This window comes from Variovorax paradoxus (assembly GCF_009755665.1).
GTDB lineage: Bacteria > Pseudomonadota > Gammaproteobacteria > Burkholderiales > Burkholderiaceae_C > Variovorax > Variovorax paradoxus_G.
This window is the reverse complement of the sequence record NZ_CP046622.1, coordinates 565,168-590,557: the sequence shown is the minus strand read 5'-3', so window position 1 is coordinate 590,557 and position 25,390 is coordinate 565,168. Positions and strand designations below refer to the sequence as shown.

Below are 25,390 nucleotides of genomic sequence, written 5' to 3'. Positions count from 1 at the left end.
CGTCAGCCCGATGCGGCTAGGAACGAATGGCCCAGAACGCGAGGTCGAGGCCTGGAAAGTCGCCCGCGATGTGCATCGCGATGCCGCCCGATTGCTCCAGCTGCCGCCACAGGTCGCTGTTGCGCGTTTCGAGCTCGAAGTAGTTGGCGCCGGTATGGAAGGGAATCTGCCGCGGCGCCACCGGCATCGGCGTGAGCGTGACGCCCGGCAGCGCCAGGTTGACCAGGTCGCGGATGCGCTCGACCGGGCCGATCTTGACCTGCGTGGGAAAGCGCGCGCGCAGCGCCTCGCTCGGCATGCTGGCATTCACCGCAAGCACGAAGGTCGCCTTGCGCTGCAGCTCCACGTCGGTGACCACCGCCACGCGCACGCCGTGCTTGCGGTCATGCAGCTCGATGCGGATGGCCGACTGCTCCAGCACCATCGAGAGGCTGCGGCGCAGGTCGTCCATCACCGGGCGGAAGCTCAGCGCCAGGTCGTCGTGGATGTAGGGGCCGAAGCGCGTGACGCGGCGCGAATCGCGAAAGCTCGCGAGATCGCCCGCCAGCCCGAGCGCATGCTCGAAGAAATGCTGCGGGTGCAACATCGCGCTCTTGGCCAAGTGTGCAAACACCGCCTCGTTGCGGTTGACCGTCTGCAGCAGCATGAAGTCCGCGATCTCGGCCACGCCGCCCGTGCCGCCTTGCGTCATGCGGCCGGCCAGCGCCTCGCCGCGCTGGCGCAAGAGGCCCAGCAGTTCGTCGAGCCACGAACGGATCACGGCATGGCCCGCCACGTCGAGCAGCGGCGGCAGCATGGCACGGTCGAGCTGCACCTGATTGTCGACGCGGCGCTCGACCACGCGTGCCACGCCCAGCGTGGTCCAGGCATCGGTCGCTTCGCTGGCGCGCATCAGGCGGGTATGAAGCTGGCCCAGTTGCAGCATGGCGGTGCGCTCGCCGGCGGTGTTGGAGTCGGGCACTTCGGACTCGAGCACGCGGTGGCGCACCAGCTCTTCATATTCTTCGGCATCGGCCTCGCGGGCACCGGCACGGCGCACGGGCAGCGCCAGCATCACGGCCTCGTCGCGCATGGCGGGCGGAATGTCGATGGGTTCGGGCAGCGGATCGACCGCCGGCATGTCGAACACCGTGCCGTCGCCGAAGATGCCCACCGCGCGCACCAGCGCGAGCTTGCCCAGCGTGAGCGCGGCCTGGTCGATCTCGATCTCCGCAAAACCCCAGGCATAGGGCGTGGTCGAACGCAAAAGCACATGCCGCGCATGGTCGCCATGACGCTCGCTCTGCTGCAGGTGCTGGGGCTGCAGCAGCATCCCCTCGCTCCAGACCACTTTTGTTCGCCAACTCATCCGCACTCCGTCAAAGGCAAGGGCTGCCCGAAAGAAGCACGGAGTTTCCGGCGCGCAAGGCCGGCGGCAAATCCGCCTAACGGCCTAGGCGGAGGGATTTGGAGCTACGGCGAAGGGACTAGGCGGGCGCCCGCACGCCTCGTTCAACGTGCGGCAGTAGACGCCGCCCGCAAAGTCTCGACCTGCTCCTTGTACGCCTGCTCTATGCGCCGCAGCCGCTGCTCGCGCGCCGCATCGTTGACCCAGGCAGCCGCCATGGCACTTTGCTTGCCCAACTGGTACTCGAGCGTGGCCTCGGGCAGCAGCGCGCTGTCGTCGGCCGGCGCATAGCCGTAGGCCGCGCGCAGCGTCTTGAGCACTTCGCGCTCGGCATCGGCGCGCGGGCCCTTGCCCTGGCCATAGCCGACCAGAAAGGCCTGCAGCCGGGCCTGAAACGCGGGCGGGTAGTCGCGCCGCACCACCATCTGCGCGCCGGGCGGCGGCTCGGACTCCCACACCACATGCAGCCGCGCGGCCTCGACGGGAAACTGCTCCCTGAAGCGCTCGAAGTCGGTGGTGTTGTTGGTGGCCACGTCGGCGTCGCCGTTGGCCACTGCAAGTGCTGTGGCCTGGTGGTTGCCGACGATCTCGCCTCGGAACCGGGTTTCCATCTGGATATTTCTCGGCAGGAACAGCTGGCTCTGCGGCATGAGAAAACCGGTCACCGAGCGGCTGTCTCCACGTGCGAGCCGCCAGCGCTCAGGCTCTGCGAGCACCGCTTCCAGCGTGTTGGGCGCGCCGGCCTTCCGCGTGAGCAGCACCGCGCGGTGGGTGGGCATGCCGGGCCGGCGGGCGATTTGCGCCACCACCTTCATGCGCCGCTGCATCACTGCGTCCAGCGCGATCTTGGCCGAGAGAAACGCCATGTCGACTTCATCGCGCTTGATGGCGCGGTCGAGCTCTTCGTACGACGCCACGGAGTACGCCGCCACCGGCACGCCGATGGCCTGGCTCATGTCGGCCAGCAGCGGCATCCACAACGCACGCGATTCGACGGCGCCTCCCAGCGGCAGCACGCCAAAGCGCACGGGCTTGGCGGGAACGGCCGCCTTTTCGGTAGCGCCGACGCTGCCCGGCGCCAGCAAGAGCGCGGTGGCAACAAGCATGAGCGGCAGTGCCATGGCGGCAAGCCACCTGACAGCGCGAGGCAGCGCGCGGGCAGGCATGTCAGGGCGACAGGTCCCGAAGGACGGTGGCCTGCTCCGAGTAGCCGCTCTCGATGCGCTTCAGGCGCGCCTGCCGCGCCTCGTCGTTGACCCATTGCGCGGTCATGGCGTTTTGCTTGGCCAGCTGATAGGCGAGCTTGGCGGCCGGCTGCAGCGAGCTGTTGTCCGCCGCCACGAAGCCGGCCAGGTCGTGCAGCGACTTGAGCACGGCCCGCTCCGCATCGCCCTTGGGCCCCTTGGCACGCCCGTAGCCGACCAGGAAGGCCTGCACGCTGCTGCGCAGCTCCGGCGGGTACTCACGCCGCACCACGATCTGCGCATGCGGAATCAGCTCCGACTCCCACAGCACCTGCAGCCGCAGCGCCTCGGCCGGAAAGCGCTGCTTGAAGCGCTCGAAATCGGCCGTGTTGTTGGTGGCCACATCGGCTTCGTTGTTGGCCACGGCCAGGGCGGTCGCCTGATGCGTGCCGACGATCTCGCTCAGGAAGCGGGTTTCCATGGCGATGTGGTTGGGCAGGAAGAACTGCAGCTGCGGCACGATGAAGCCCGACACGGACTGCCGCTCGCCGCGCGCAAGGCGCCAGCGTTCCGGCTCGCCGAGCAGGCTCTTCCTGGTGTTGAACGGCGGCGTCTTGCGGGTGAGCAGCAGGGCGCGGTAGCCGGCCAGGCCATCGTGCCGCACCACCTGCGCCACCACTTTCATGCGGCGCTGCGTCACGGCGTCGAGCGCCATCTTTCCGGACAGGAACGCCATGTCGACCTCGTCGCGGCGGATGGCCTGTTCGAGCGCTTCATACGAATTGACCGAGAGCACGCTCACCGGTCGGGAGATGGCGCGGCTCAGTTCGGCCAGCAAGGGGTCCCAGTCGCTGCGCGATTCGAAAGCGCCGCCGAGAGGCAGGATGCCGAAGCGCACCGGTGCATCGGGCTGCAGCGCGGGCTGGGCGGCCGCCAGCATCGGCAGGCCGGCGAGCAGCGTCAAGGCGAGTGCGCCGCGGCGAACCACCACGGCGGCAGCACGCCTGAACCGCGGGCTGCGGTGCGGGGCACGAAAGGCGTCAATGGCGCCGGAAGCCTTCCGGACGCGGCTTGGGGAGGCCTGCATTTTTGGGCACGGAACATGGGCCGCTGCGGGTCAGCGGGTCTAACATGGACAAACGCGGACACGATTAGATATCAAATACAAGCTGATTTTGTGATGTTTTTCCCATCTTTCGCTCCGTAACCTGGGTCCCTAAGCTTGATCTTCATGCGCCAAATGCCCCCATGAACTGGAACTTCCGCGTCGTCCGGGGGCTTGCGCGCCTCACCTTCGCGCAGCAGCTGATCCTGCTGGCGCTGGTGCCGGCAACCGCCGCCACGCTGGCGGCCATTGCCGTTCTGACGCGCCAGCACCTGGACAACCTCACCGAGCTGATGCGCGCCAACGCGCAAACGGTGGCGCTGCAGGTTGCCACCGCGGCGCAAGCCCCGCTGGTGCGCATGGACCGCCGCATTCTTCAGCGCACAGCCCAGTCGGGCACCTACCAGCCGCACGTGCAGCAGGTGCAGATCTGGTCGGACGATGGCGAGATCGTCGCCAACTCCGAAACCGTCGACCGCGCCCGGGGCGAAGGGCTGCAGGTGGTAGTGCCGATCGTGAGCGAGGACGGCCGGCACAGCGGCAAGGTCATGGTCGAGATGAGCCTGGACGCCGTGCAGGACGCGCGGCGCTCGGTGTGGCTCAACGTGGTGCTGGTGCTGGCAACCAGCCTGGTGGGCGTGGGGCTGGCGGGCTGGTGGGCCGCGCGGCGCATCAGCGAGCCGATCCGTGCGCTGGGCAAGGCGGTCGACCGCCTGGGCGCCGGCGAAGCCGCGAGCGTGACCATCGAGGGCACCTCCGAAGTGCGGCACCTGCAGCACGGCTTCAACCAGGCGGCGCGCGCGCTGGCCGAGAGCCACCGGCTGCTGCAAAGCCGCATCAGCGAGGCCACGGCCGAACTCGCGCGCAAGAACCAGCAGCTCGAAGTCGCGAGCCAGGCCAAGACGCGCCTGCTGGCGGCCGCCAGCCACGACCTGCGCCAGCCGCTGCATGCGCTCACGCTGTTTTCCGACGGCTTGGCCAACGGCGAGACCGACCCCGTGCGCCTGCAGCGCATCGGCCACATCCGCGAGTGCGTCGATTCGCTCGACCGGCTGTTCTCGGAACTGCTCAACCTCTCGCAGCTCGACGCCGGCGTGCTGCAGCCGCAGTGGGCGGACTTTCCGCTCGACCAGCTGTTCGACGAAATCAGCCGCAACTTCCGGCCGGTGGCCGAGCAGCAGGGCCTGCGGCTGGTGGCGCGCAAGACCGACCTCTGGGTGCGCTGCGACTACGTGATGCTCTCGCGCATTCTCAACAACCTGGTGTCGAACTCGCTGCGCCACACCATCGAAGGCGGCGTGCTGATCGGCGCCCGGCGGCGCGGCAAGGGTGTTCGCATCGACGTGGTCGACACCGGCGTGGGCATTGCCGTGCAGCATCAGGCACGCGTGTTCGAGGAGTTCTACCAGGTAGAGGCCACCGGCCGCCAGGCGCCGCGCGGCCAGCGCGGCATGGGCCTGGGGCTTGCCACGGTGCAGCGCCTGACGGAACTGCTCAACACCCGCGTCGAGCTGACCTCGCGGCCGAACAAGGGCACCTGCGTGCGGGTGCTGGTGCGTTCGGCGCCGGCCGCATTGCCCGCGCTGGACGTGACGCCGGCCCCCAGCGCCATCGAGGAGGAACCCAGCTTCGAACAGTTGCGCATCCTGGTGATCGATGACGAGCGCACCATTCTCGAAGGCCTGTCGGTGGTGCTCACCAATTGGGGCGCCGAAGTGCAGGCGGCGCAGACCCGCGCCGAGGCACTCGCGCTGGCCGACGCGTGGGAGCGGCCGCCGGACGTGGTGGTGAGCGATCTGCTCCTGCAGGGCGGCGACAACGGGCTGGACGTGATCGCGGCGCTCGAACGCCATCCGCGCGGCATCGGGCCCGGCACGGCACGCCTGCTGGTCACGGGAGAAACCAAGCCCGACCGCCTGCGCGAAGTGGCCAGCGCCGGCATCGCGGTGCTCTACAAGCCGGTTTCTCCGCGCGTGCTGCGCCAGGCCATCCAGGCCCAGCGCGCGGCGGCATTGCTCAACGCCGAAGCCTAGCGTCCTGGAGGCCCTAGTCCATCGGACATAGGCCAAGCAGCCGCCGCGCTGTGCACTTCATCACGCCCGCAAGCGGTGGCAGGCGCCGACATAAGCCCTCCGCCTTATCGCGCCAAGCAAGGGGCTTCCGTACATTGGGTACTGCTCTCTCTTGCTGCAGAAGCAGTCCATGTTTGTTGCCGTGAACCCTTTCATCTCGCTCTTCCGGAAACGGCTGCGCTGCGGCGCTCGCGCCGCGCTGGCCCTCGGCATCGCGCAGCTCGCCGCCGCCGCTGCATCGGCCACCGGTCTCACGGTGTTGATGAGCGACGACCTCGCCGCGCACTCGGAGTTCGTGCAGCATCTTCGCGCGGCCCAGGAGCCTGGCGGCCGCTTCGACCTGGTGCGGCTCCCGCAGGGCGGCGCGGACACCTCGCAAGCCGTGGAAGCAGCCACCGCCGAACCCCACCCCGGCGCCAATGCGGGTGTGCGAACGCGCGGCCTGCGCACCGCGCCGGCGGACGCCGGCATGACCCTGGCGGTCGGCGTGCCGGCCGCGCGCGCCGCGCTCGAGCGGCCCGGCCAGCAGCCGCTGGTGCTTGCGATGCTGAGCCGGCTCGACTACGAGACCCTGCGCGCCAGCAGCCCGGCCCTGCGGCGCGGCGACCGGCGCGTGGGCGTTCTGCTGCGCGACCCCGCCATGGGCGACCAGCTTGCGCTTGTGGGTGCAGTGCTGCCGCACAAGTACCGCATCGGCGTGGTCGCCACACCCGAATCGGAACCGCTGGTGCGCGAACTGCAACGCGCGGCACAGGGCGCAATCCCGCCGTGGGACGTGCAGGTGGAATACGCGCCGGACGCAAAGTCTCTCGCTTCCGCCTTGCATTCGGTGGTGCCGCGCAGCGACGCGCTGATGGTGCTGCCAGACCTGATCGGCGACAGCCAGGCCGCCACGCTTTCGGTATTGCGCGCGGGTGCTGGGGCGGGCTTGCCGGTGTTCGGTGCCAGCGAAGGGCTGGTGCGTTCGGGCGGTCTTGCGGCGGCGGTCTCCACGCCGGCGCAACTGGCGCGGCAGGCGCGGCTGCTCGGCCAGAAGCTGGCGAGCGCCGGTGGCGGCCCGCTGGTGGAGTCGGCCACGCCCGCCACCGTGCGCGTCAACGTGACCGTGGCGCGCGGACTCGGACTGCGCTTGCCGGAGGAGCGGGAACTGACCGAGCGGCTCACCGTCACCCGATGAGCGACATGGGGACGACGCCCGAAGGCACGCGCGCCGATTCGCCGGCGCAGCCGCAGCCCCTGTCCACGCCCACGCTGGTGGTGCGCGGCAACCTGCAGCGCGACCTGTTCCGTCTTGGCGTGGTGCCGTGCGCCGCGGTGGCGTTGGCGCTCACCGGCTGGTTCACGCACAGCCGACTGCAAACGCTCGAAGCGGCCTTCGACGCGGAGGGCCAGGCCGTGGCGCGCCAGGTGGCCGCCATGTCGGACCTGAGCCTCTATGCCGGCGACTTGCCGGCGCTGCAGAACGTGGCCAACGCAGCGCTGCGCGGCGGGCAGGTGATGCGGGTGGAAATCAGCAACAGCGCGGGCGTGTTCGTGACCGCCGGCCCCAAGGCCTCGGCGCTTGCGCAGCTGCGCATGTTCACCTCGCCCGTTACGCTGCGCGAGGCTTCGCGCGCCAGCGCCTTCGCGCCCGCGGGCTCCACCGCGGCGGGCGAAACACCCATCGGGCTGGTGCAGACCTTTCGCGACACCACGGCCTACGCGCGCGAGCGCAGCCGCTCGCTCATGGCGGGCATCGGCATTGCGATGGTGGCGCTGCTCGCGGCATGGGCCTCGGTGCGCCACATGGCGCGCACGGTAGCGCGGCCTCTGCGACGCGTGTCGCGCACGGTGGCGGCATTGGAGGCCGGGCACTTCGAAGCGCGCTGCGACGTGGTCGAAGGCGAGCCGCGGAGCGTTGCCCCGGCATCGTCCGGCCAGGGCCACACGCATGAACTGGCCGTGCTCGCGCACGACATCGACCGACTCGCCGAGCGGCTGCAGCGCAACCGCCAGGTCAGCGAGGAGCGCGTGCGCGAGGCCACGGCCGTGGCGCTGCAGCGCATGGCCGAAGCCGAACAGGCGGCGCTGTCGCGCGCACGGTTCCTGGCCGCAGCCAGCCACGACCTGCGGCAGCCGTTGCATGCCATGGGGCTTTTCATCGACGGCCTGCTGCCGAGCGCCACCGAGGCGCAGCGCCCGGCCGTGCTGCGCCTGCAGGAGAGCACCGAGTTCATGGGCGTGCTGCTCGACGACCTGCTCGAAATCTCGCGGCTCGACGCCCAGGTGCTGACGCCCGCGATCACCAAGGTGCCTTTGGCCGCGCTGTTCGACCAGCTCGATGCGCAGCACGCCCCCACCGCGGCCGAGACCCGTGTGCGGCTGCGCTGGAGCGACCGCGGGCTTGCGGTGCGCAGCGATGCGGCGCTGCTGCAGCGCATCGTTGGCAACCTGGTGGCCAACGCGCTGCGCCATGCGCCCGCCGGCGGCACGGTGCTGGTGGCCGCGCGGCGCAGCCGGGCCGGCGGCGACAACGTGCGCATCGAAGTGCGCGACAACGGCGTGGGCATTGCGCCCATTCACCAGGGCCGGATCTTCGAAGAGTTCTACCAAGTGGCCAACACCGAGCGAGACAGGCGCCGCGGCTTCGGGCTGGGCCTTGCCATCTGCGCGCGCATCGCCGCGCTGCTCGGAACCCGCATCACGGTGCGCTCTGCGCTGCAGGCGGGCAGCACCTTTGCGCTCACGCTGCCCGCCGCCCAGGCGGCCGAAGCCACCGCGCCCGCAGCCGCACCGCGCGCGCTCACGCCGCTGGCCGGCCTTCACTGCATGGTGGTCGACGACGACCCCGTGATCCTCGACGGCAGCCGCGCGCTGCTGGAGCAATGGGGTTGCGAGGTCGAATGCATCGCCACGGGCGCCGAGGCCATTGCGCGGCTGGGCACCGGCGACCTGCGCTTCGATGCAGTGCTGTGCGATTTGCAACTGGCCGGCGCCGACGACGGCATGGACGTGATCACCGCCGCCAAGCGCCTGCAGCCCGACGCACTCGCCGTACTCGTGTCCGGCGCCACCGGGCCCGAGGTGCTGCAGCGCCTGCGCCATGGGGGCGTGATGCTGCTCACCAAGCCGGTCGCACCCGCCAAGCTGCGCGCGCTGCTTTCCACGCGGCGGCATGCCGCCTCGCCGGCCTGAGCGCGCCCCCACACACCCAGGTCGCAGCCCCCTCGCTCGCCCACAGGAACGCTTCCGATGCTCGACATTGCCGCACTGAAAGACATCCGCCCCTTCATCGCGACGCCGAGCTATGGCGGCGCGCTGGCCTCGATCTACGTGCGCAGCCTGCTCGGCCTGGTGAACCTCGCCTGGAGCCAAGGCTTTTCGATGCAGACGCGCTTCCTCGACGGCGACAGCCTGATTCCGCGCGCCCGCAACCGGCTGGTGGCCGAGTTCATGGCCGACACGCGCTGGACGCACCTGTTCTGGATCGACGCCGACATCGGCTTCGAGCCTTCCGCAGCGCTGCGGCTGCTGTTGGCCGGCCGCGACGTGGTCGCCGGCGTCTATCCGCTCAAGGAGGACGGTTGGCCCGCCGACGGCCTGCGCGAAGCCTTGCCCGCGGGCAGCACGCGCGCCGACTTCGAGGCGCGGCATGCGCGCTTTCCGGCCAACGCACGGACCGGCGAGGGCAAACTCGATGCCGACGGTTTCATCGAGGTGCTCGATGCGCCCACGGGCTTCATGCTGATCGCCCGTTCGGTGTTCGAGCGCCTGGCCGAAGCGCGGCCCGACCTGCACTACACGCCCGAGCCGTCGCGCGACACCGCAGCAGAGGCATGGCCGCACTACCGCTTCTTCGACGTGCTGGCCGAGCCCGGCAACGGCCGCTACCTGAGCGAAGACTATGCGTTCTGCCGTCGCTGGCAGGCGCTGGGCGGCAAGATCCACATCGACGCGCAGTCCGACCTGGCGCACCAGGGACTGCGCACCTACACGGGCCGCTTCGGCGCCGCGGGCTAGCCGCTAGAAGTCGGCGCAGCCGTTGCGCTTCTCGGTGTCGACGCAGCTCGTGAGATTGGGCCGCGAGCGCACGCGCGACCATTCGCGCGCCAGCACGTCGTTGCCTTGCGAGGCGCGGTCGCCTTCGAGCGGGCCGGTCGCAAAGCAGATCGGCGGCGGGCCGATGTTGCGGTCGTACAGCCAGGTGGTCGGCAGGTCGCGGATCACATCGGCCTTCGGAATCTGCGGAAAGCCGCCGACTGTGAGCGTTCCCGGCACCACGTTGACCAGGTAGCCCTCTGCCGAGGTGAAGCTGCCGTTGATCGCATAAGCCCCGGGCGGGCTCGACCGGTTGGCCGCGGTGCCGACCGCACCGCTGAAGCCGGCGCCGCTGTCGCCAAGAATCAGGCCCGTGATGCTCCAGGTGAAGAACGGATTGTTCAGGCCCGCCGGCCTGAACGCATTGCCGATCACGACGGTCGCGGTAGGCCGCTGCGCATAGATGAAGTGGTTGTCACCCGGCGATACGGTGACGCCGCACAGGCCCAGGTAGGCGCAGTTGTAGAGGTTCGGCAGCAGGCCCGAGCCGACAACGCCGCCGCGCGTTTCGCCGATCCAGGTATCGGCCCACACGCGCCAGGGCGCCCCGCCCAGGCTGGCACCGCCCACGTTCTGGAACCGCGCCGCGGCCACCAGGTCGGCGCCCGAAGTGCTGGTCACCGCCGTACCCAACTGCAGGTCGCCGCTCAGCGTGCGCACGAACACCGTGTCCGCCGCCATGGAGCCGGCCGACACCACCTGCGGCGCATTGCCGGCCGCGTCGTAGCCGACGACCGAGACGGGCCCGATGCGCAGTTCGTCCACGTCCTGGTAGCGGAACGCACCGGCCGCCCCGCCGCCCAGCGTGTTCGCGCTCACGTTGTTGGCCGCCTGGTCGAGCAGCACGCTGCCGCCGCTGGAGCGAGCCAGCAGCGTGCCCGCCGTGATGGGTGCGGTTGCCGCCTGCGTGATGTTGCCAGCCGACACCAGGCCTACGCGCGGCGCCGTAATGGGCGCCTGCAGCGCGATGTTGCCGCCCCCTTCGTTCTGCAGCGTGAGGCCCGAGGCCAGCGCGAGCGGACCCACCACGTTGATGTCGGCTGCATGCGCATTGCTGCCGGCCACGATCGCGTTGCCGGCCGAGATGCGCGAGAACTCGGCGGCCGACACAGCGAAGCCCGTGTTGGCGGTGCCGCCGAGCGTGATCGGTGTCGCGACCTGGTCGAAGGCCGTGCCGTCGGCAGCCACGCCGCCGGGACGGAGGTTGACGACGTTGCCCGCGCTCACGGTGCCGTCGATCACCAGCGCATCGGTGCTGCCGTCGTTGCTGGCACGCAGCACGACGTTGCCGCCGGCCGATGACACGGAAACGCCCGCAAGCACCGGAGGGAACACGCCCGGCACGGGCGCTGGCGGCCCGATTCGCACGCCGGCGCCGTCGCCCTCGGCCTGGCCGGTGATCTCGATGCTGCCGCTGCCAGTGGTGGCAATCTGCGCGCCGGTGCGCAGCAGCACACCGTCGCCCCCCGTGCCCGGATCCGTGTCGGCCTGGCGCAAGCCGCGCACCGCGATGTTGCCGCTGACCGAGCGAAGCGCCGAATCGTTGATGACCACCCCATGGCCCGGGATCTCGCTGCTGTTGCCCGTGAAGTTGCCGACGCCGCGCACAGTGATGTTGCCGGTGGTGCTCGAGATGTCCGTGCGCCGGTTCGGGAGGCCCGTGCCCGAGAAGCGCGAGCCGAGCCGCACGCCGCTGGTGTCGGCGCCGATGCCCGTGATGTCGACGTTGCCGGTCGAGGCGCTGATCTGCACGCCGTTGATGTAGACCGCCGCATCCGTGAAGCCGCCGCCCGAGGGCCCGCTGGTGCTGCCGTTGATCGTTACCGAGCCGCCCGCGCCGGCATCGGTGCGGCCGACGCGCGTGTCGATGACGTTGCCGTTGAGGCTCACGCTCGGGCCCGCCCCCGAGGCCGACCAGGCGCCGTTCATCACCACATTGCCGCCGTTGGTGTAGATGTCGCCGCTGTAGCTCACCTGCCCGCCGCCGGTCGCGGCACCGCCGCCGTTGACATCGGTGTTGAACACCACATTGAGTGGCCCGCCGGCGCCCGAGGACTCGATCACCACGTTGTTGTCGCCGCGCACGCTGCGGTGGGCGTCGAGCTGAAAAGTCAACGGGCCGTTGGCCGTGCTGTAGTTGATGCGCACGCCATTGAACATGCGGATGTCGCCATCCGTGGGCGACCCCGCGCCGGGGTCGCCGGTGGTGATGCGCACGCTGGTGCCGCCGTTGAGGGCGGCGTTGATGTCGCCGTCCTGGATCGTGCTGGCCGCGAGCGGCTCGAAGGGATTGGTCGGCAGCGTGCCGGCCGCGGCGCCGGGAACGATGTCGACATTGAAGGGGTCGACGAGCCAGGTGCCGGCAGTGCCCGCGGGCGCGGCGGCATCCACGCGCAGCCCGTTGATGCTGAAGCCGCCGCCCTGTCCGTCGCCGGGCGCGGCAAAACCGCCGGAAGTCTCGATGAAGCCGCCGTTGCCGCCGCCCGAGCCGCCACGCGCCGAAATGCTGCCGTAGGCACGCAGGGTGCGTTCGGCCAGCAGGCGAACATCGCCGCCGTTGCCGGAAGCGACGGCGTCCGCGCGCGCGATCGACCCGGCGCCGAGCGCGATGGCGCCGGTGTCGCCGAGTTCGGCCACCGCGTTCGCATATAGGCGGATGCGCCCGCCGCCGGCGCTGCCGCTCGCGTCGAGAATGCCGCGGTCGTCGTTTCCGGGCGGCGGTGGTGGTGGCTCCAGCGGTGCGGAAACGTCGATGATGAGCGGAGGCGTGTAAGGCACGAGCCCAATCGCACGGCCCTTGATGTCGATGGTGCCGCCCGTGAGGCCGGCGCCATTGCCCACCGCGGAGACCAGGCCGCCTGTCATGCGCACGCCCTCGGGCGACAGCCCGCTGTCCAGAATGATCTCGCCATTTCGCGAAACCATGGAGTCGGCCCGCAGCACGCCGCGGAAATTGACCACGCCGTTCGACACTTCCGAGCCGCTCGTCGCTACCAGCGCCACACGGCCGCCGTTGGCCTGCATGGTGCCGCTGTTCGCCACGCCGCTGTAGATGCCGGGCGTCACCCGGAGCGTGGTGAGCCCGTCGCCGGCAAAGTCGAGCGTGACTGTCTCGCCCGACGCCATGGCGGCCGTGCCGCCGTCGGCAACGATGCTGCCGCTGTTGAGCACCTGCGATCCGATGAGCGCCGCGGTGCCGCCACTGCCCACCAGCGTGATGTTGCCCTGGTTGTCCACGGTGCCGAAACTGCCGTCCGGCCGCCTGAACTCGAGCTTGGACGCACCGGCCATGAAATCGTCGTTGCTGGTGGACATGTCGAGTGTCGATGCGACCAGCCCGCCGACGCTGATCGAGGAACCCTTGGAGAACGTCACGCCGGCCGGGTTGACCAGGAAGACGCGGCCATTCGCATTGAGCGATCCGGCAATGGCCGAGGGCTCCCCGCCGATCACGCGGTTCAGCAGCACGCTGCTGGCGCTCGGCTGCGCAACGTTGACCGTCGCTCCCGTCGAAATGGAGAAGGTGTTCCATTGCGCAATGGCGCGCGCCGTCGTCTGGTTGATGTTCATCGTCGCGGCATTCGGCGTCGCGGCGGTCACGCCTCCGGCAATGGGCGAGAACCCGGTGGGCAGGGTCTGCGCCAGCGCGGGTGCCAAGCCCAGGCACACCAGCGCGAGCGCGACGGGACGCAGCCGCAGGCGCGGCTGGAATCGTGGGGAACGGTTGTGCATTGCCATGTCAGAACACCTTTTGCGCCTGCACGTACAAACGCGGGTTGCGGCCGCCGCCATCGGTCTGCGCCGGCCGTGTGCCGTCGCGCCAGGCGAGCGTCGCGTTGATCGCAAAGTTGCCGGGCCGCGCCCACGAAATGCCGATGCCGAAACCGCGCAGGCTGTGGCGGTTGGGGCCGGTGTCGAACGGCGAGGGGTTGCGCACGATCTTTCCGCGCGCGGCGTCGTAGAACACGAAAGGCGTGAGCTCCGAGTTGAGGGACCAGCGCCATTCGACGGTGCCGATGGCGCCCTCGTCCACCAGCAGTTCGCCGGAGGGGTACGCACGCACAGCGCGCGCACCGCCGAGCGAGAGCTTCTCGGAAGCATCGAGATTCTTGCTCGCCCATTGGCCGCCGAGCGCCACATACAGCGAATGGTTCGGCACGATGGCCTGCAGCCGCGATACCTGGAAGCTCAGCTTGGTGTAGCCGCCCTCGGTGCGGTGGCCCGCCACGCTCTGGTCGAACGCGCGGCTCTGCTCGTCGCGAATGGAGAGGTCGCCGCGGTAGAGCGTGCCCGAGCTGGCCCAGTAGCCGCCGCCGAGCACCTCGTCGCGCCGCTCCCAGGCCCAGCCAAGGCCCAGGCCGTGCACGCGCTTCTTCGATGCGAAGTCGACCGCGTTCATTTCGTCGGTCAGGTTCTTCACGTCGGCGCCGAGGCGCAGGAAGAGGTTCTGCTGGCGCTGGCGGATCAACGGATAGTTGAGCGAAAAATCGAGCACGTCGGCCCTGCCCTGCGCCCCGAGTTCGGCAAACTCGCCGCCCAGCTCGTAGTTGACGCGCGCAAGGCCAATGCCGGCACGCAGGCCGCTGGTGCCGATGGGCGCCTCGTAGGCCACGCGCCCGAACTGCAGCGCGTTGCTGTTCGAAACCATCAGCCGCATGTCGAGGTTGTCGCCTATGCCGAAGGGGCTGAGATAGCGCGCGGTGCCACCGACGCGAAAGCGCCCCGATTCCTTGGTGCCGTGGTTGTCGCCCTCGGCCGTGAAGGCCCAGCGTGGGCCCGCGACGACTTCGACCGAAAGATCGGTGGTGCCGCTCTGCGTGCCCTCCTGCAGCCCCGACGTGACGCGGATGCCGGGCTGGTCCGACAGCAGCAGCATCGCGCGCTCGTAGGCGGGCGCGCTCACGGCTTCTCCGGGCTGCAGGGGCGCGAGAAAGCCGCGCACCCTTGCCTCGCTGATGGGCGCATCGGGTGCGACCGTGACGTCGACCTTGCCGAGCCGGCCTTCGATGACGCTGATCTCCACAATGCCGTCGCGCACGGTTTGAACCGGCACCACGGCCTGCGCGAGAAAGTAGCCGCGTTCCTTGTAGCGTGCGGTGATGGCCTGCGCCAGGCTTTCCAGGTCGCCGAGCGTGACGTTGCGCCCGATGTAGGGTGCGCTAATGCCTTGCAGCTCTTCGTTGGTCAGCGCCTTGACGCCGTTCAGGCGCAGGTCGTTGAGCTTGAACGAAGCAGCAGGCGGTTGCGGCGGTGCAGGCAGGCTTTGCGGTGCAACGGTGCCGGTGGCTTGGGCGAGCGGCCGGTCGCAGGTGCCGCAGGGATCTTTGGTGGGGAGCAGCGTGTTGGTGTCTGTTTCTGCTGCGTGGGTGCGTTGGGCTGCCAATAGAAATGCCGCACCCATCAGGGCGGTGACGGCGAAGGCAATGGGTGTAGGCCGTTGTTTCATGTCAGCTCCCCACCGTAAGGCGCCAATTGCCGATCAGGTTGAACGGCGCCCAGAAAAAGGGATGAGACATCTTCGGGTCCTTCAGCACGGCCAGCTGCCCCGCCTGCATCGCCTTCTGCAGATCGCGCCCCTTGGCGAGCTCGCCGTAGAGCGTGCCCATGAGCACCGCGGTTGCGTCGTCGGAAACGGGCCACAGCGATGCGATCAGGCTCGAGCTTCCGGCCGAGAGAAAGGAGCGTGTGAAACCCAGCACTTCGTCGCCCTGCGCAATGCGGCCGAGCCCCGACTCGCAGGCCGAGAGCGTGACAAGCGCCGTGCCGTCCATCGGCAGCCCGAGGATCTCGTGCGCCTCCAGAAAATTCTGCTTGCCGCCTTCGTTGGCCAGCAGGATGCGCGAGTACAGCGGGTCGACCGCATCGGCCTCTGCATGGGCCGCCACGTGCATCAGCGGCGAGCGTGCGGCCACGTCGCGGAACTGCGTCTTGGTGGCCGCCGCGCCCATGTACACGGTGTTGCGCGGGAACAGCTGCGCGAGCTGCTTCACCTCGACTTCGGCACCGGGCAGGTCGTACTTGTCTTCGATGCGCGGATTGCCGAATGCCGTGAGCGATGCGCTCACGCGCGGCGTGCGTTGTGCCAGCTGCACCGCAATGCTGATGGAAGGCGCCACCGCCACCGGATTCGTCTCGATCAGGTAGCGCCCACCCAGGCGCAGCGCCTGGAACGGCAGGTAGTGCAATGGCCCGTGGGGCACCACGATCACCCGCTGCCCCGGCGCCAGGCCCAGCGGGCCGAGCAGCGCCGCGCCCAGCTTGTCGGCATTGGTGATGGCCGCGCGGCGGCCGCGCACGATGGAGTTGCGGAACACCTCCACCAGTTCGGTGAGCTCCTCGCGGCGCACCGGCACCGTCTTGGCCTCGATGCCGGCGGGACTCACGACCCACACCAGCAGGCGGTCGGGCAGCGCGTGGAACTGCACCACGCGTTCGTCGGGCGCCAGCGTGCCTTGCAGCGTGGCCAGGTCGACGGTGTGCGCGGCGCGTTCGTTGATTTTTGCGCGGCCGCGCACCGCATCGAGCAGCGCGCGCGAGCGGCTGCGCTCGCTCACTTCAAAGGCCTGGCGTGCATCGCCCGCGTCGCTGTAGATGGACACGCCGCGCTCGAACACCGACTGCAGGTCCGAGAACAGGCCCATCTTGAATTCTTCGCTGCGGAACTTGGCGCGCACCTGGTCGACGCCGCCGAGCGCGCGGGCCACGGCGTCGGCCGCGGCCTGCTTCTGGCCCAGCGCGAGCTCGCTGCGCGCCACGCCGTCCCAGGCCCAGAGGCGGTAGTACTCGGTGTCGGTGCCCACCTGCCGGGCCGTGAGCGCGCGGTACAGGTCGCGTGCTTCGGTCGGCTTGTTCTCGGCCAGCAGCAGCCGTGCGCGCGTGCGGTCGAGCTGGGCCGTGAGCGGTGCGTCCTTGGGCGCCGCCATGCCGCCGAGCACTTCGCGCGCCCTGGCCGCATCGCCCGCTTCGATGAGCGCGTTGACCAGGGAGGCCTGCACCAGAGGGGCATAGCGGGCCGAGCTGTTGGCCAGTGCCTCGTCGTAGCTGATCACAGCGCCGGCATAGTCGCCGCGGCGAGTGCGCACATCGCCGATGACCTTTTGCACCGGGCCGACCACCAGCTTGGGGTCGCGCGCCTGGTGCTTGAGCGCCTCGCGTGCAAATTCTTCAGCCTTCTCGAGCTGGCCCGAATAGCTGTAGACGATGGCCAGGTCCCTGTTGGCCATGGCCATCAGGTTCGGGTCGCGCGTGGCATTGGCCAGGTGCAGCGCCTTGCTGGCGGCGCGCACGCTCTGGCGAAACTCGCCAGCTTCGGCCAGCGCCACCGCCTGGCTGCAGTACTGGTAGCCGGAGAGCTTGACCGCGTCTTGCCCGTAGAGCACCGCGCCCTCGCTGGTCAATGCCAGCAAGGTGTCGGTGTCGGCAAGCCGGGCCTGCTCGGCCTTGCTGGCCGCGGCCTCGGCGTTGGGCGCCTGCGGCTGCGCCAAGGCCAATGGCCCGTGCCCCAGCAAGAGAATGCCAGCCAGCCCGAGAGCACCCGCGGCTCCTGCACGACGTGCCGAGCGCTCCCATCCCGTTCTCGAAAACCACGTCATTGGACCCCCGCGTGCGGCCCGTGTGCCCGCGGTTGCGGGGGTCGACGCCGCGGAAGTGCGCGCCGTTCAGGCCTCGTGGGAAAGTCTAGGAGCGCCCTCCCGCGGCGGCTATTCGCAAGAAGGCCTAGCGCAAACGGACTACCTGAAGGAGTCCGTCAGGCGGGGACCGATTCGATGTCGGCCCGCTCCCAGTGGCGGTGCTTGGCAATGGCCGCGACGAAGTCCTGCGCGATCTGCGTGGCCGCGGTGTTGTCGCCCAGGTTGGTAACCGGCGTGGCCGCCACCACGACGCCCGGAGGCAGGTCGCCGGGTTGCGCGTCGGCGGCAATGCCGAGCCTGGACAACAGCTGCACGCCCTCGCCCACGGTGCAGATGGCCTTGCAGTGCTTGTAGGCCTCGAGCACGAAGTGCACGGCATCGCCAGTGGCCGCAAGGGCCGTGGCGCCCAGGCTGCCGCCGGGCACCAGCACGGCGTCGAACATCACCGAAGGCGCATTGGCGAAGGTCATGTCGATGTCGATCTGCCGCTTCGACGCACTGGCCACGGTGCCCAGGCGCGGGCCGACCACCTTGCAGCGCGCGCCGGCCTGCTCGAGCGCATCGCGGATCGGCTTGAGGGAGGCGGAGTCGATGCCGTCCGCCACCAGGATGGCGATCTTGCGCGTGCGGATCGTGCCGTCGCCGGAATCGGCCATGCTGAGCGCTGGAGACTCCGAGATCGGCAGCGACATGCGGTGTTCGCGATAGCCCGCGCGGCCCGCCGCGGCCTTGGCATCGGGAGCACCGATACCGAGCGGCTCCGCCACGCGCCGCGCGAGCTTCTCGTCCACGTGCGCGAGGTTGTCGACCATGCGCTGGCGGATGGCCGGCACGTCGACTTTCGAGAGCTCGAAGCGAAAGCCCGCGACGATGTGCTCTTTCTCGGCGGCGCTCTGGCTGTTGAAGAACAGGCGCGCCTGCGTGAAGTGGTCGTCGAAGGTCGGGCTGCGCCGGCGCACCTTGGGCGACTCCATCTCGTCGGGGTACGACTGGAAGCCGACGCTGCCGCCGTCCACCCGGAACTCCTTGCCGTCGCCCAGCGAATTGGGCTCGTAGGCGACCTGTCCACGCGCGATGGTCTGGCGGTGCATGCCGTCGCGCTGGAAGTTGTGGAACGGGCACACGCTCTTGTTGATGGGCAGCTCGTGAAAGTTGGCACCACCGAGCCGCGAGATCTGCGTGTCGGTATACGAGAACAGGCGCCCTTGCAGCAGCGGGTCGTTGCTGAAGTCGATGCCGGGCACCACGTGGCCCGGGTGGAATGCCACCTGCTCGGTTTCGGCAAAGAAGTTGTCGGGGTTGCGGTTGAGCACAAGCCGGCCGATGCGCTGCACCGGCACCATCTCCTCGGGAACGAGCTTGGTGGGGTCGAGCAGGTCGAAGCCGAGCGATTGCGCCTTGTCTGGCGCAATGAGCTGCACGCCGAGCTCCCACTCGGGAAAGTCGCCGTTCTCGATGGCTTCCCACAGGTCGCGCCGGTGAAAGTCCGGGTCCTTGCCCGCGATCTTCTGCGCTTCGTCCCATGCGAGGCCGTGAATGCCGAGCTTGGGCTTCCAGTGGAACTTGACGAAATGGCTCTCGCCGCGATGGTTGACGAAGCGGAAGGTGTGAACGCCGAAGCCTTCCATCATCCGGTAGCTGCGCGGAATGGCGCGGTCCGACATCGCCCACATCAGCATGTGGGTGCTCTCGGGCATGAGCGAGGCAAAGTCCCAGAAGGTGTCATGCGCGCTCGCGGCCTGCGGCATCGCGTGATGCGGCTCGGGCTTGACGGCGTGGACGAGGTCGGGAAACTTCATCGCGTCCTGGATGAAGAACACGGGGATGTTGTTGCCCACGAGGTCGTAGTTGCCTTCGCGGGTGTAGAACTTGACCGCGAAGCCGCGCACGTCGCGCACCGTATCGGCCGATCCGCGTTCGCCGGCCACCGTCGAGAAGCGCACGAAAACGGGCGTCTTCGCATCGGGGTCCTGCAGGAAGTCGGCCGAGGTGAACTGCGACATCGACTTGTAGACCTGGAAGAAACCATGCGCCGCCGAGCCGCGGGCATGCACCGCGCGCTCGGGAATGCGCTCGTGGTCGAAGTGCGTGATCTTCTCGCGCAGGATGAAGTCTTCGAGCAGCGTGGGCCCGCGCAGACCTGCCTTGAGCGAGTTGTGGTTGTCTGGAATCTGAAGACCCTGGTTGGTCGTCAGATTGGGCGCATGATCGGTTGCGAAGCCTTCGAGTTGCTGCTGCTTGGCATTGGTGCCGTCCGTGGCCTTAGATCGGCGTCCGGCGGCGGCCTTGTTCTGTGGCGTCATCGAGGATCTTTCATTGGGGGGTCAGCTTCGTTGTCGAGAAAAAGGTCCAGCACGTTCACCAACGCGATCAGGCAGATGAAACCTGCCACTGCGGCCACCACCCAGAACAGGATTTCATCCCCCCAAGTACCGGTGAGTGAATCGAACAACGCAGAGATATCCATGATTCGCTCCAGCAGATCAGATTGAACAAGACGTAATGCTTGCGCTGCAGCCGGTAAGGGCGATAAGAGCCGATTTGAAGGCGTTGCGAGCGATTCGAAAGGTTATGTTTGCCGCAGTCTGTTACCCGTAGTGGCGCCTCGCCCCAGCTTGTGGGAGAGGTGAGGCGCGCAAGGTAGGAGCGCGCCGACAGGGCCGGGCTGGCACCTACGCGGCTTTGCGCCTCTGCCCGCATGCCGCGGCACTGGGGCGCCGATAGCATCAACAAAGGAGGCACGAAGCCTGCTTGCACATCCGGACAGAACACATACTCGGCCGAGAGGGAAGAACGACATGCAGATAGAGATCGGTTTCGACATTGAACTGGCCGTCACGGCGCCCACGGCACTGATCTACATGCTGCAAGTCCACCCGTCGCGCGCGGCCGACCTGCAGAACGGCGAGCACATCACCATCAGCCCGCCGCTGCACACCGACTACTACATGGACGCCTTCGACAACCACTGCGCGCGGGTGCGGATACCGGCAGGCGTGGAGAGCGTGCGGCTGCGCAACCATGCCGTGGTGTTCGACCCCGGCTGGACTGACCCGGTGGACTACGGCGCCGTGGAGCACTCGGCCGCCGACCTGCCGGTGTCGACGCTGCGCTTTTTGCTGCCCAGCCGCTATTGCGAAGTGGACAGCGAACTGCTGCAGTTCGCATGGAACAACTTTTCGCGCGTGACGCCCGGCTGGCATCGCGTGCAGGCCATCTGCGATTTCGTGCACGAGCACCTGCGCTTCGACTACCAGGCCGCACGCGCCACGCGCACGGCACTCGAAGGCTTTCGCGAGCGCACGGGCGTGTGCAGGGACTTCGCGCACCTGGCCATCACGCTGTGCCGCTGCATGAACATTCCGGCCCGCTATGCCACGGGCTATCTGGGCGACATCGGCATTCCGCCCGTGCCGTACCCGATGGACTTCAGCGCCTGGTTCGAGGTGTACCTGGGCGACCGCTGGTACACCTTCGATGCGCGGCACAACGTGCCCCGCATCGGCCGCATCGTGATTGCGCGCGGGCGCGACGCGGCCGACGTGCCGATCACCATGGTGTTCGGCGCCAACTCGTTGCAGCGCTTCGAAGTAACGACGGCCGAAGTGCTGCAATAGGGCAGCCCGGCAAGCGCAGCGGCTTCACGAGGGCATGTAGCCCAGCATCTCCATGGCGGCCCGAAGCCCCGTTCGGCTGCTCTCCATGGCGTCCCAAGGCGTGTTTCCCACGCTGACGCGTTCGGCAATGGTGGCCACCGTCCAGTGGGCGGCGCTGCCCAGATCGGGCAGTTCTTCCCACGCCAGCGGCACCGACACGCCCATGCCCGGACGCGCGCGCGCCGACCAGGCACTGGCCGTGGTTGCGCCGAAACCGTTGCGCAGGTAGTCCGCGAAGATCTTGCCCACGCGGTTGCGCGGGCCGCTCTTGGCCACGAAGCGGTCGGGAACGATGCGCGCCAGGTGCTCGACGATGGCCCGCGAAAAGCCCCGCACCTCGTCCCAGCCAAGCTCGCGCCGAAGCGGCACCACCACATGCAGCCCCTTGCCGCCGCTGGTCTTCAGGAACGACGGCAGGCCGAGTTCGTCGAGCAGCACGTGCACCAGCAGCGCGGCCTCCTGGATCTGCTGCCAGTCGACACCTTCGCCGGGGTCGAGGTCGAAGGTCATGCGGTCAGGCTTTCCGAGGGCGCGCGAGGTGGCGTTCCAGGTGTGCAGCTCGATGGTGTTGTATTGCGCCGCCCCGATCAGCGCCTGGGCGGTGTCGATCTGCAGCAGCGGCTCATGCCCCGGGTCCAGCGCGGGGTCGAGCAGCTTGATGCCGGCAATGTCGCTGTGCTGCGCATGCTTCTGGAAGAACAGCTCGCCGCCCACGCCCTCGGGCGCGCGCACCAGGGCCACGGGGCGCCCCTTGAGGTGCGGAATGATCAGCGGCGCCACGGTGGCGTAGTAGGTTGCAAGGTCGCCCTTGGTCACGCCGCTGGCGGCGTCGATCATGCGTTCCGCATGGGTGATGCGCGGCGCCTTGGTCTCCATTCGGTCGCTCTTTCGGTCCGTCATGCCGCGCGGCGCCGGGCTGGGGCCGACTTGGCTGCGGAGCGCTTGCCGGCGGCACTGCCGCTGGTGCTCTTTGAGGTGGTCTTGCCGTGGGCCTTGGTCTTCGGCTTGGCCTTTGCGGTGGTCTTGCTCTTCGCGGACGGCTTGGCAGGCTCTTCTTCGTCGTCGTCCTCTTCGTCCGCGTCGGCGGTCTTGGTCGAGGCTTTTGCGCCGCCGCCCTTGCGCAGGCTGCGCTGCAGCAGCTCGGTCAGGTCGATGATCTTTGCGCCGCGGCCTTCCACGGCCTGGCCTTCCTCGGGCTCGATTTGCGTCACGGTCTCGGTCTGGCCCGCGGCCACCTTGCGGTCGACGAGCCGCAGGATCTCGTCCTTGAACTCGTCCTTGTATTCGTCAGGGTCCCAGTCGGCGCTCATGTCCTCGACCAACTGCTCGGCCATCTTGATCTCGCGTTCGTTCAGCCCGGCCTTCTTGGCGTCTTCGGAGGGCAGCGGCAGTTCGGTCCAGGGACGGATGTCGGAGCCCCAGCGCAGCAGGTTCAGCACCAGCCCGGGGCCCACGGGCACCAGTGCGGCAAGGTGCTGCTTGGTCTGGATGACCACGCGCGCCACGCCGATGCGGCCGCTTCGCTGCAGCGTTTCGCGCAGCAGCGCATACACCTTGGCGCCGCGGTTGATGGGCGCAACATAGTAGGGCCGCTCGAGATAGAGAAACGGAATGCCGTTGGCGGGCACGAAGGTCTCGATCTCGATGGTCTGCGTGGTCTTGGGGTACGCGTCGGCAATTTCCTTGTCGCTCAGCACCACGTATTCGCCGTCTTCGTACTCGACGCCCTTCACGATGTTCTCGCGCGCGATCTCCTTGCCGGTCTTCTTGTTGATGCGCTTGTAGCCCACGGGGTCCATGGTGCGCTTGTCGAGCCAGTCGAAGTCGATGCTCTGGCTGGTGGTGGCCGAGTACAGCGCCACGGGGATGTGGACGAGGCCGAAGCTGATCGCGCCCTTCCACAGGACGCGCGGCGCGGGTGCTTTTTTCGAGACTGCCATGGACACACTCCTTCAGGCTCAGGACTTTGCGCCAACGACGGCCCGCCGATGTAGGAGTGCTGCGGCGCCTGCCGTAGGGATCATGCATTTCTCCGTCCCCTTCCGAGGGAGGGCCGGGGTGGGGGCAAGCGGCGTGTCTATTCGGGCGCTCTGCCCGCCCCCATCCCAGCCTTCCCCCGGAGGGGGAAGGAGCGGATGCTTCAGGCCACAGAGCCGAGCACGCGCTCGCTCGGCCGCGCGAAGTAGAACCACTCGGCGCCGGGCAGTGCCAGCGCGTTGGGAAACACGATGAATCCGTCGTCCGGCGCGCTGACCAGCGTGCCGTCGTGGCGCACGCCGATGGGCTCGCCCCGCTGCACCGCATCGAAGGTGGCCCAGTCGCGCACGAAGCTGTCTTCTTCATGCAGGCGGTCGGTCACGCTGGCCAGCCGCAGCAACTGAGGCGGGCTGGGCGGCGCGGCCGCCATGCCTTCCGGCAACGCCGCCATGCCGAGCAGCGTGAGCGCGCGGCGAATGGCGCGCCACGCCACTTCGGGCGCCTGCGGGTCCTGGTGCTGGCCGCATTCGAGCGTGACGCCGTAGCCGCCGCAATTGCGGATGTACTCGTTGGTGCCGCGGCCGAAGTCGATGGCGTCTTCCCCAACGGCGGTGCCCGCGGAACGCTGCGCGAGCCCGGCCGCATAGATGTCGAGCCAGCCTTCCACCACGATGGGCGTGCCCAGGTGCAGCGCAAGCAGCCCCTCTTCGCGGGCGCGGGCAAAGGGCTCCAGCTGGCCGGCGTTGTCGCGCGGGCCGATCATCGCGAAGGCCTCGCCCTCGCTCTGGAACGAGTGCAGGTCGAGCAGCACGTCGTGCCGCTCGATGAGCGGGCACAGCACATTGGTCACTCGGCCCTCGTAGTCCGCCGGCGCCTCGCTGGGCTTGAACAGGCGATTGAGGTTGCGCTCGCCCTCGCGCCGCAGCCGCCGTCGCGCGAGCGGATTGGCCACGGGCACCAAGCTGAGCTGGCCGCGCAACAGCTGGAGCGTTCCGCCGTCGAATTCGGCCAGCACCCGCTCGATGCCCACGGTGCCGCAGGTTTCGTCGCCATGCACCCCGCCCATCACCAGCAGCCGGGGGCCGGGGTTCAGCGAGGCGAAGGTGTGGATGCGCAGGCTGTCGGTTGCTGCGCCGGCAAAAGGATCATCGGAAGACATCCGGTCGATTATTGCGGAGGGGTTGCCCTGTGCGCAAAGACGCTACTAGATTCATAGCGGCGCGGCACGCCTACAGGGCTCGCATCGGCTGTCCTACCGTCGCTACCGGCCGGGCGATGCAGGCTCGACTCATCAGATCGACACCGAGAGGAACACGCCATGAGCAGCAGCAAGCCCCGTTCGAAGGACCCCGGCAAGCCGGACGATCCGGTGCGGGACGCCGGCGGCGGCAACACCAAGGTCGAGCAAGGGGGCGATTCGGCGCCGCGCCTGCCGCATGAGCGCGACCAGTCTTCCGACAGCCAGGAGGCGCAGGACGGCCAGCCGAGCGAGGTGGGCCGCAAGGGCCATGACGACATCGAGCGCGGCGCCGTCGATACCGACCGCGGCCCGGTGACGGACCGCGTCTACAACGACAAGGTCAAGCGCTGAGCCCGATTTACTTCTTCTTGCCGACGCCGGCGAGCTGGTCGCGCATGGACGAGATCACCGCGCCGTAGTCCTTGGCATTGAAGATCGCGCTGCCGGCCACGAAGGTGTCGGCGCCCGCGGAGGCCACGCGCGCAATGTTGTCGGCCTTGATGCCGCCGTCCACCTCCAGCCGGATGTCGCGGCCGCTTTGCTCGATGCGCTTGCGCGCGAGTTCGATCTTGCGCAGCGCCGAGTCGATGAAACTCTGCCCGCCGAAACCGGGGTTCACCGACATGATCAGGATCAGGTCGATGTCGTCGATGGCCCAGTCCAGCGCCTCCAGCCCCAGCCCCGGGTTGAACACCAGCCCCGCCTTGCAGCCCGCGCCCTTGATGGCCTGGATGCTACGGTTGACGTGCGGCGACGCGTCGGGGTGAAAGCTGATGTAGTCGGCGCCCGCTTCCGCAAAAGACGCGGCCAGCGCGTCGACGGGCTGGATCATCAGGTGCACGTCGACCGGCACCGGCTCGCCGTCCGCCGTCTTGGCGTAGGGCTTCAGGGCCTTGCAGATCATCGGACCGAAGGTCAGGTTCGGCACGTAATGGTTGTCCATCACGTCGAAATGGATCCAGTCGGCGCCGGCGGCGATGACCTTGGTCAGCTCGTCGCCAAGGTGGGCGAAATCGGCGGAAAGAATGGAGGGGGCGATGCGGAACGGCGTGCTCATGCGC

At 68.8% G+C, this 25,390-nt stretch carries 18 protein-coding genes; 6 read left to right on the top strand and 12 right to left on the bottom strand.

What is annotated here, in order from left to right; translation table 11 throughout:
- Nucleotides 1–16 precede the first annotated feature (16 nt).
- The 3 genes from tssK to phnD all read right to left on the bottom strand — a co-directional run bounded on the left by tssK (nucleotide 17) and on the right by phnD (nucleotide 3,559).
- Complete coding sequence (gene tssK / locus GOQ09_RS02730; protein ID WP_157611774.1) at nucleotides 17–1,348, bottom strand: type VI secretion system baseplate subunit TssK; 1,332 nt, start codon at nucleotides 1,346–1,348, stop codon at nucleotides 17–19.
- A gap of 143 nt (nucleotides 1,349–1,491) precedes the next feature.
- Complete coding sequence (locus GOQ09_RS02725) at nucleotides 1,492–2,508, bottom strand: phosphate/phosphite/phosphonate ABC transporter substrate-binding protein (RefSeq protein ID WP_242630966.1); 1,017 nt, start codon at nucleotides 2,506–2,508, stop codon at nucleotides 1,492–1,494.
- Between the two features lie 46 nt (nucleotides 2,509–2,554).
- Complete coding sequence (gene phnD, locus GOQ09_RS02720) at nucleotides 2,555–3,559, bottom strand: phosphate/phosphite/phosphonate ABC transporter substrate-binding protein (RefSeq protein ID WP_157616555.1); 1,005 nt, start codon at nucleotides 3,557–3,559, stop codon at nucleotides 2,555–2,557.
- A 260-nt stretch (nucleotides 3,560–3,819) separates the two neighbouring features.
- Between phnD and GOQ09_RS02715 the strand changes: the two genes are divergently transcribed.
- From GOQ09_RS02715 to GOQ09_RS02700, 4 genes are all read left to right on the top strand, one after another.
- The gene (locus GOQ09_RS02715) at nucleotides 3,820–5,709 is read left to right on the top strand and encodes an ATP-binding response regulator (protein WP_157611772.1); all 1,890 of its coding nucleotides are present in this window, start codon (nucleotides 3,820–3,822) and stop codon (nucleotides 5,707–5,709) included.
- A 169-nt stretch (nucleotides 5,710–5,878) separates the two neighbouring features.
- Entirely contained in the window at nucleotides 5,879–6,925 is a 1,047-nt protein-coding gene (locus tag GOQ09_RS02710) for an ABC transporter substrate-binding protein (RefSeq protein WP_207309913.1), read from the top strand.
- On the top strand, nucleotides 6,922–8,922 hold the full coding sequence (locus tag GOQ09_RS02705; protein WP_157611771.1) for an ATP-binding response regulator: 2,001 nt from the start codon (nucleotides 6,922–6,924) through the stop codon (nucleotides 8,920–8,922). The genes GOQ09_RS02710 and GOQ09_RS02705 overlap by 4 nt, the downstream gene beginning before the upstream one ends.
- Nucleotides 8,923–8,979: 57 nt before the next feature.
- Entirely contained in the window at nucleotides 8,980–9,747 is a 768-nt protein-coding gene (locus GOQ09_RS02700; RefSeq protein WP_157611770.1) for a hypothetical protein, read from the top strand.
- Between the two features lie 3 nt (nucleotides 9,748–9,750).
- Here the strand turns inward: GOQ09_RS02700 and GOQ09_RS02695 are convergent, their stop codons facing one another.
- The 5 genes from GOQ09_RS02695 to GOQ09_RS26080 all read right to left on the bottom strand — a co-directional run bounded on the left by GOQ09_RS02695 (nucleotide 9,751) and on the right by GOQ09_RS26080 (nucleotide 19,923).
- The gene (locus GOQ09_RS02695) at nucleotides 9,751–13,563 is read right to left on the bottom strand and encodes a filamentous hemagglutinin N-terminal domain-containing protein (protein WP_157611769.1); all 3,813 of its coding nucleotides are present in this window, start codon (nucleotides 13,561–13,563) and stop codon (nucleotides 9,751–9,753) included.
- A 1-nt stretch (nucleotide 13,564) separates the two neighbouring features.
- The gene (locus GOQ09_RS02690) at nucleotides 13,565–15,271 is read right to left on the bottom strand and encodes a ShlB/FhaC/HecB family hemolysin secretion/activation protein (protein WP_157611768.1); all 1,707 of its coding nucleotides are present in this window, start codon (nucleotides 15,269–15,271) and stop codon (nucleotides 13,565–13,567) included.
- A gap of 1 nt (nucleotide 15,272) precedes the next feature.
- Complete coding sequence (locus tag GOQ09_RS02685; RefSeq protein ID WP_157611767.1) at nucleotides 15,273–17,417, bottom strand: CHAT domain-containing protein; 2,145 nt, start codon at nucleotides 17,415–17,417, stop codon at nucleotides 15,273–15,275.
- A 155-nt stretch (nucleotides 17,418–17,572) separates the two neighbouring features.
- Nucleotides 17,573–19,759, bottom strand: coding sequence for a catalase HPII (gene katE, locus GOQ09_RS02680; protein ID WP_157611766.1), 2,187 nt, complete (start codon nucleotides 19,757–19,759; stop codon nucleotides 17,573–17,575).
- On the bottom strand, nucleotides 19,756–19,923 hold the full coding sequence (locus GOQ09_RS26080; protein ID WP_165442059.1) for a hypothetical protein: 168 nt from the start codon (nucleotides 19,921–19,923) through the stop codon (nucleotides 19,756–19,758). The genes katE and GOQ09_RS26080 overlap by 4 nt, the downstream gene beginning before the upstream one ends.
- Before the next feature lie 331 nt (nucleotides 19,924–20,254).
- On the opposite strand from GOQ09_RS26080, the gene GOQ09_RS02675 reads away from it, so the two are divergent.
- Nucleotides 20,255–21,073 carry a transglutaminase-like domain-containing protein gene (locus GOQ09_RS02675; RefSeq protein WP_157611765.1) on the top strand — a complete coding sequence of 273 codons (819 nt, stop codon included), beginning with the start codon at nucleotides 20,255–20,257 and terminating at the stop codon, nucleotides 21,071–21,073.
- A gap of 24 nt (nucleotides 21,074–21,097) precedes the next feature.
- Here GOQ09_RS02675 and ligD read toward each other — a convergent pair whose 3' ends face one another.
- The 3 genes from ligD to GOQ09_RS02660 all read right to left on the bottom strand — a co-directional run bounded on the left by ligD (nucleotide 21,098) and on the right by GOQ09_RS02660 (nucleotide 24,248).
- Nucleotides 21,098–21,988, bottom strand: a complete 891-nt coding sequence (gene ligD, locus GOQ09_RS02670) for a non-homologous end-joining DNA ligase (RefSeq protein ID WP_431769296.1) — start codon at nucleotides 21,986–21,988, stop codon at nucleotides 21,098–21,100.
- Nucleotides 21,989–22,008: 20 nt separating this feature from the next.
- Entirely contained in the window at nucleotides 22,009–23,052 is a 1,044-nt protein-coding gene (locus GOQ09_RS02665; protein WP_157611763.1) for a Ku protein, read from the bottom strand.
- Between the two features lie 200 nt (nucleotides 23,053–23,252).
- Complete coding sequence (locus GOQ09_RS02660) at nucleotides 23,253–24,248, bottom strand: succinylglutamate desuccinylase/aspartoacylase domain-containing protein (protein WP_157611762.1); 996 nt, start codon at nucleotides 24,246–24,248, stop codon at nucleotides 23,253–23,255.
- Nucleotides 24,249–24,407: 159 nt separating this feature from the next.
- Here GOQ09_RS02660 and GOQ09_RS02655 point away from each other — a divergent pair, with 159 nt between their 5' ends.
- Nucleotides 24,408–24,680 (top strand): hypothetical protein, encoded by a 273-nt coding sequence (locus tag GOQ09_RS02655; RefSeq protein ID WP_157611761.1) that lies wholly within the window; start codon nucleotides 24,408–24,410, stop codon nucleotides 24,678–24,680.
- A gap of 7 nt (nucleotides 24,681–24,687) precedes the next feature.
- Here the strand turns inward: GOQ09_RS02655 and rpe are convergent, their stop codons facing one another.
- A complete protein-coding gene (gene rpe / locus GOQ09_RS02650) occupies nucleotides 24,688–25,386 on the bottom strand; it encodes a ribulose-phosphate 3-epimerase (RefSeq protein ID WP_157611760.1) in 699 nt (232 codons plus the stop codon).
- Nucleotides 25,387–25,390: the final 4 nt, after the last annotated feature.

Excerpts from the sequence above, each read along its gene's own strand:
- GOQ09_RS02655 (WP_157611761.1), top strand. The coding sequence starts at position 24,408 with ATGAGCAGCAGCAAGCCCCGTTCGAAGGACCCCGGCAAGCCGGACGAT.
- GOQ09_RS02715 (WP_157611772.1), top strand. The coding sequence starts at position 3,820 with ATGAACTGGAACTTCCGCGTCGTCCGGGGGCTTGCGCGCCTCACCTTC.
- GOQ09_RS02695 (WP_157611769.1), bottom strand. The coding sequence starts at position 13,563 with ATGGCAATGCACAACCGTTCCCCACGATTCCAGCCGCGCCTGCGGCTG.
- GOQ09_RS02700 (WP_157611770.1), top strand. The coding sequence starts at position 8,980 with ATGCTCGACATTGCCGCACTGAAAGACATCCGCCCCTTCATCGCGACG.
- GOQ09_RS02675 (WP_157611765.1), top strand. The coding sequence starts at position 20,255 with ATGCAGATAGAGATCGGTTTCGACATTGAACTGGCCGTCACGGCGCCC.
- katE (WP_157611766.1), bottom strand. The coding sequence starts at position 19,759 with ATGACGCCACAGAACAAGGCCGCCGCCGGACGCCGATCTAAGGCCACG.
- GOQ09_RS02690 (WP_157611768.1), bottom strand. The coding sequence starts at position 15,271 with ATGAAACAACGGCCTACACCCATTGCCTTCGCCGTCACCGCCCTGATG.
- GOQ09_RS02705 (WP_157611771.1), top strand. The coding sequence starts at position 6,922 with ATGAGCGACATGGGGACGACGCCCGAAGGCACGCGCGCCGATTCGCCG.
- GOQ09_RS02660 (WP_157611762.1), bottom strand. The coding sequence starts at position 24,248 with ATGTCTTCCGATGATCCTTTTGCCGGCGCAGCAACCGACAGCCTGCGC.
- GOQ09_RS26080 (WP_165442059.1), bottom strand. The coding sequence starts at position 19,923 with ATGGATATCTCTGCGTTGTTCGATTCACTCACCGGTACTTGGGGGGAT.
- GOQ09_RS02725 (WP_242630966.1), bottom strand. The coding sequence starts at position 2,508 with ATGGCACTGCCGCTCATGCTTGTTGCCACCGCGCTCTTGCTGGCGCCG.
- GOQ09_RS02665 (WP_157611763.1), bottom strand. The coding sequence starts at position 23,052 with ATGGCAGTCTCGAAAAAAGCACCCGCGCCGCGCGTCCTGTGGAAGGGC.
- GOQ09_RS02710 (WP_207309913.1), top strand. The coding sequence starts at position 5,879 with ATGTTTGTTGCCGTGAACCCTTTCATCTCGCTCTTCCGGAAACGGCTG.
- rpe (WP_157611760.1), bottom strand. The coding sequence starts at position 25,386 with ATGAGCACGCCGTTCCGCATCGCCCCCTCCATTCTTTCCGCCGATTTC.
- GOQ09_RS02685 (WP_157611767.1), bottom strand. The coding sequence starts at position 17,417 with ATGACGTGGTTTTCGAGAACGGGATGGGAGCGCTCGGCACGTCGTGCA.
- tssK (WP_157611774.1), bottom strand. The coding sequence starts at position 1,348 with ATGAGTTGGCGAACAAAAGTGGTCTGGAGCGAGGGGATGCTGCTGCAG.
- ligD (WP_431769296.1), bottom strand. The coding sequence starts at position 21,988 with ATGGAGACCAAGGCGCCGCGCATCACCCATGCGGAACGCATGATCGAC.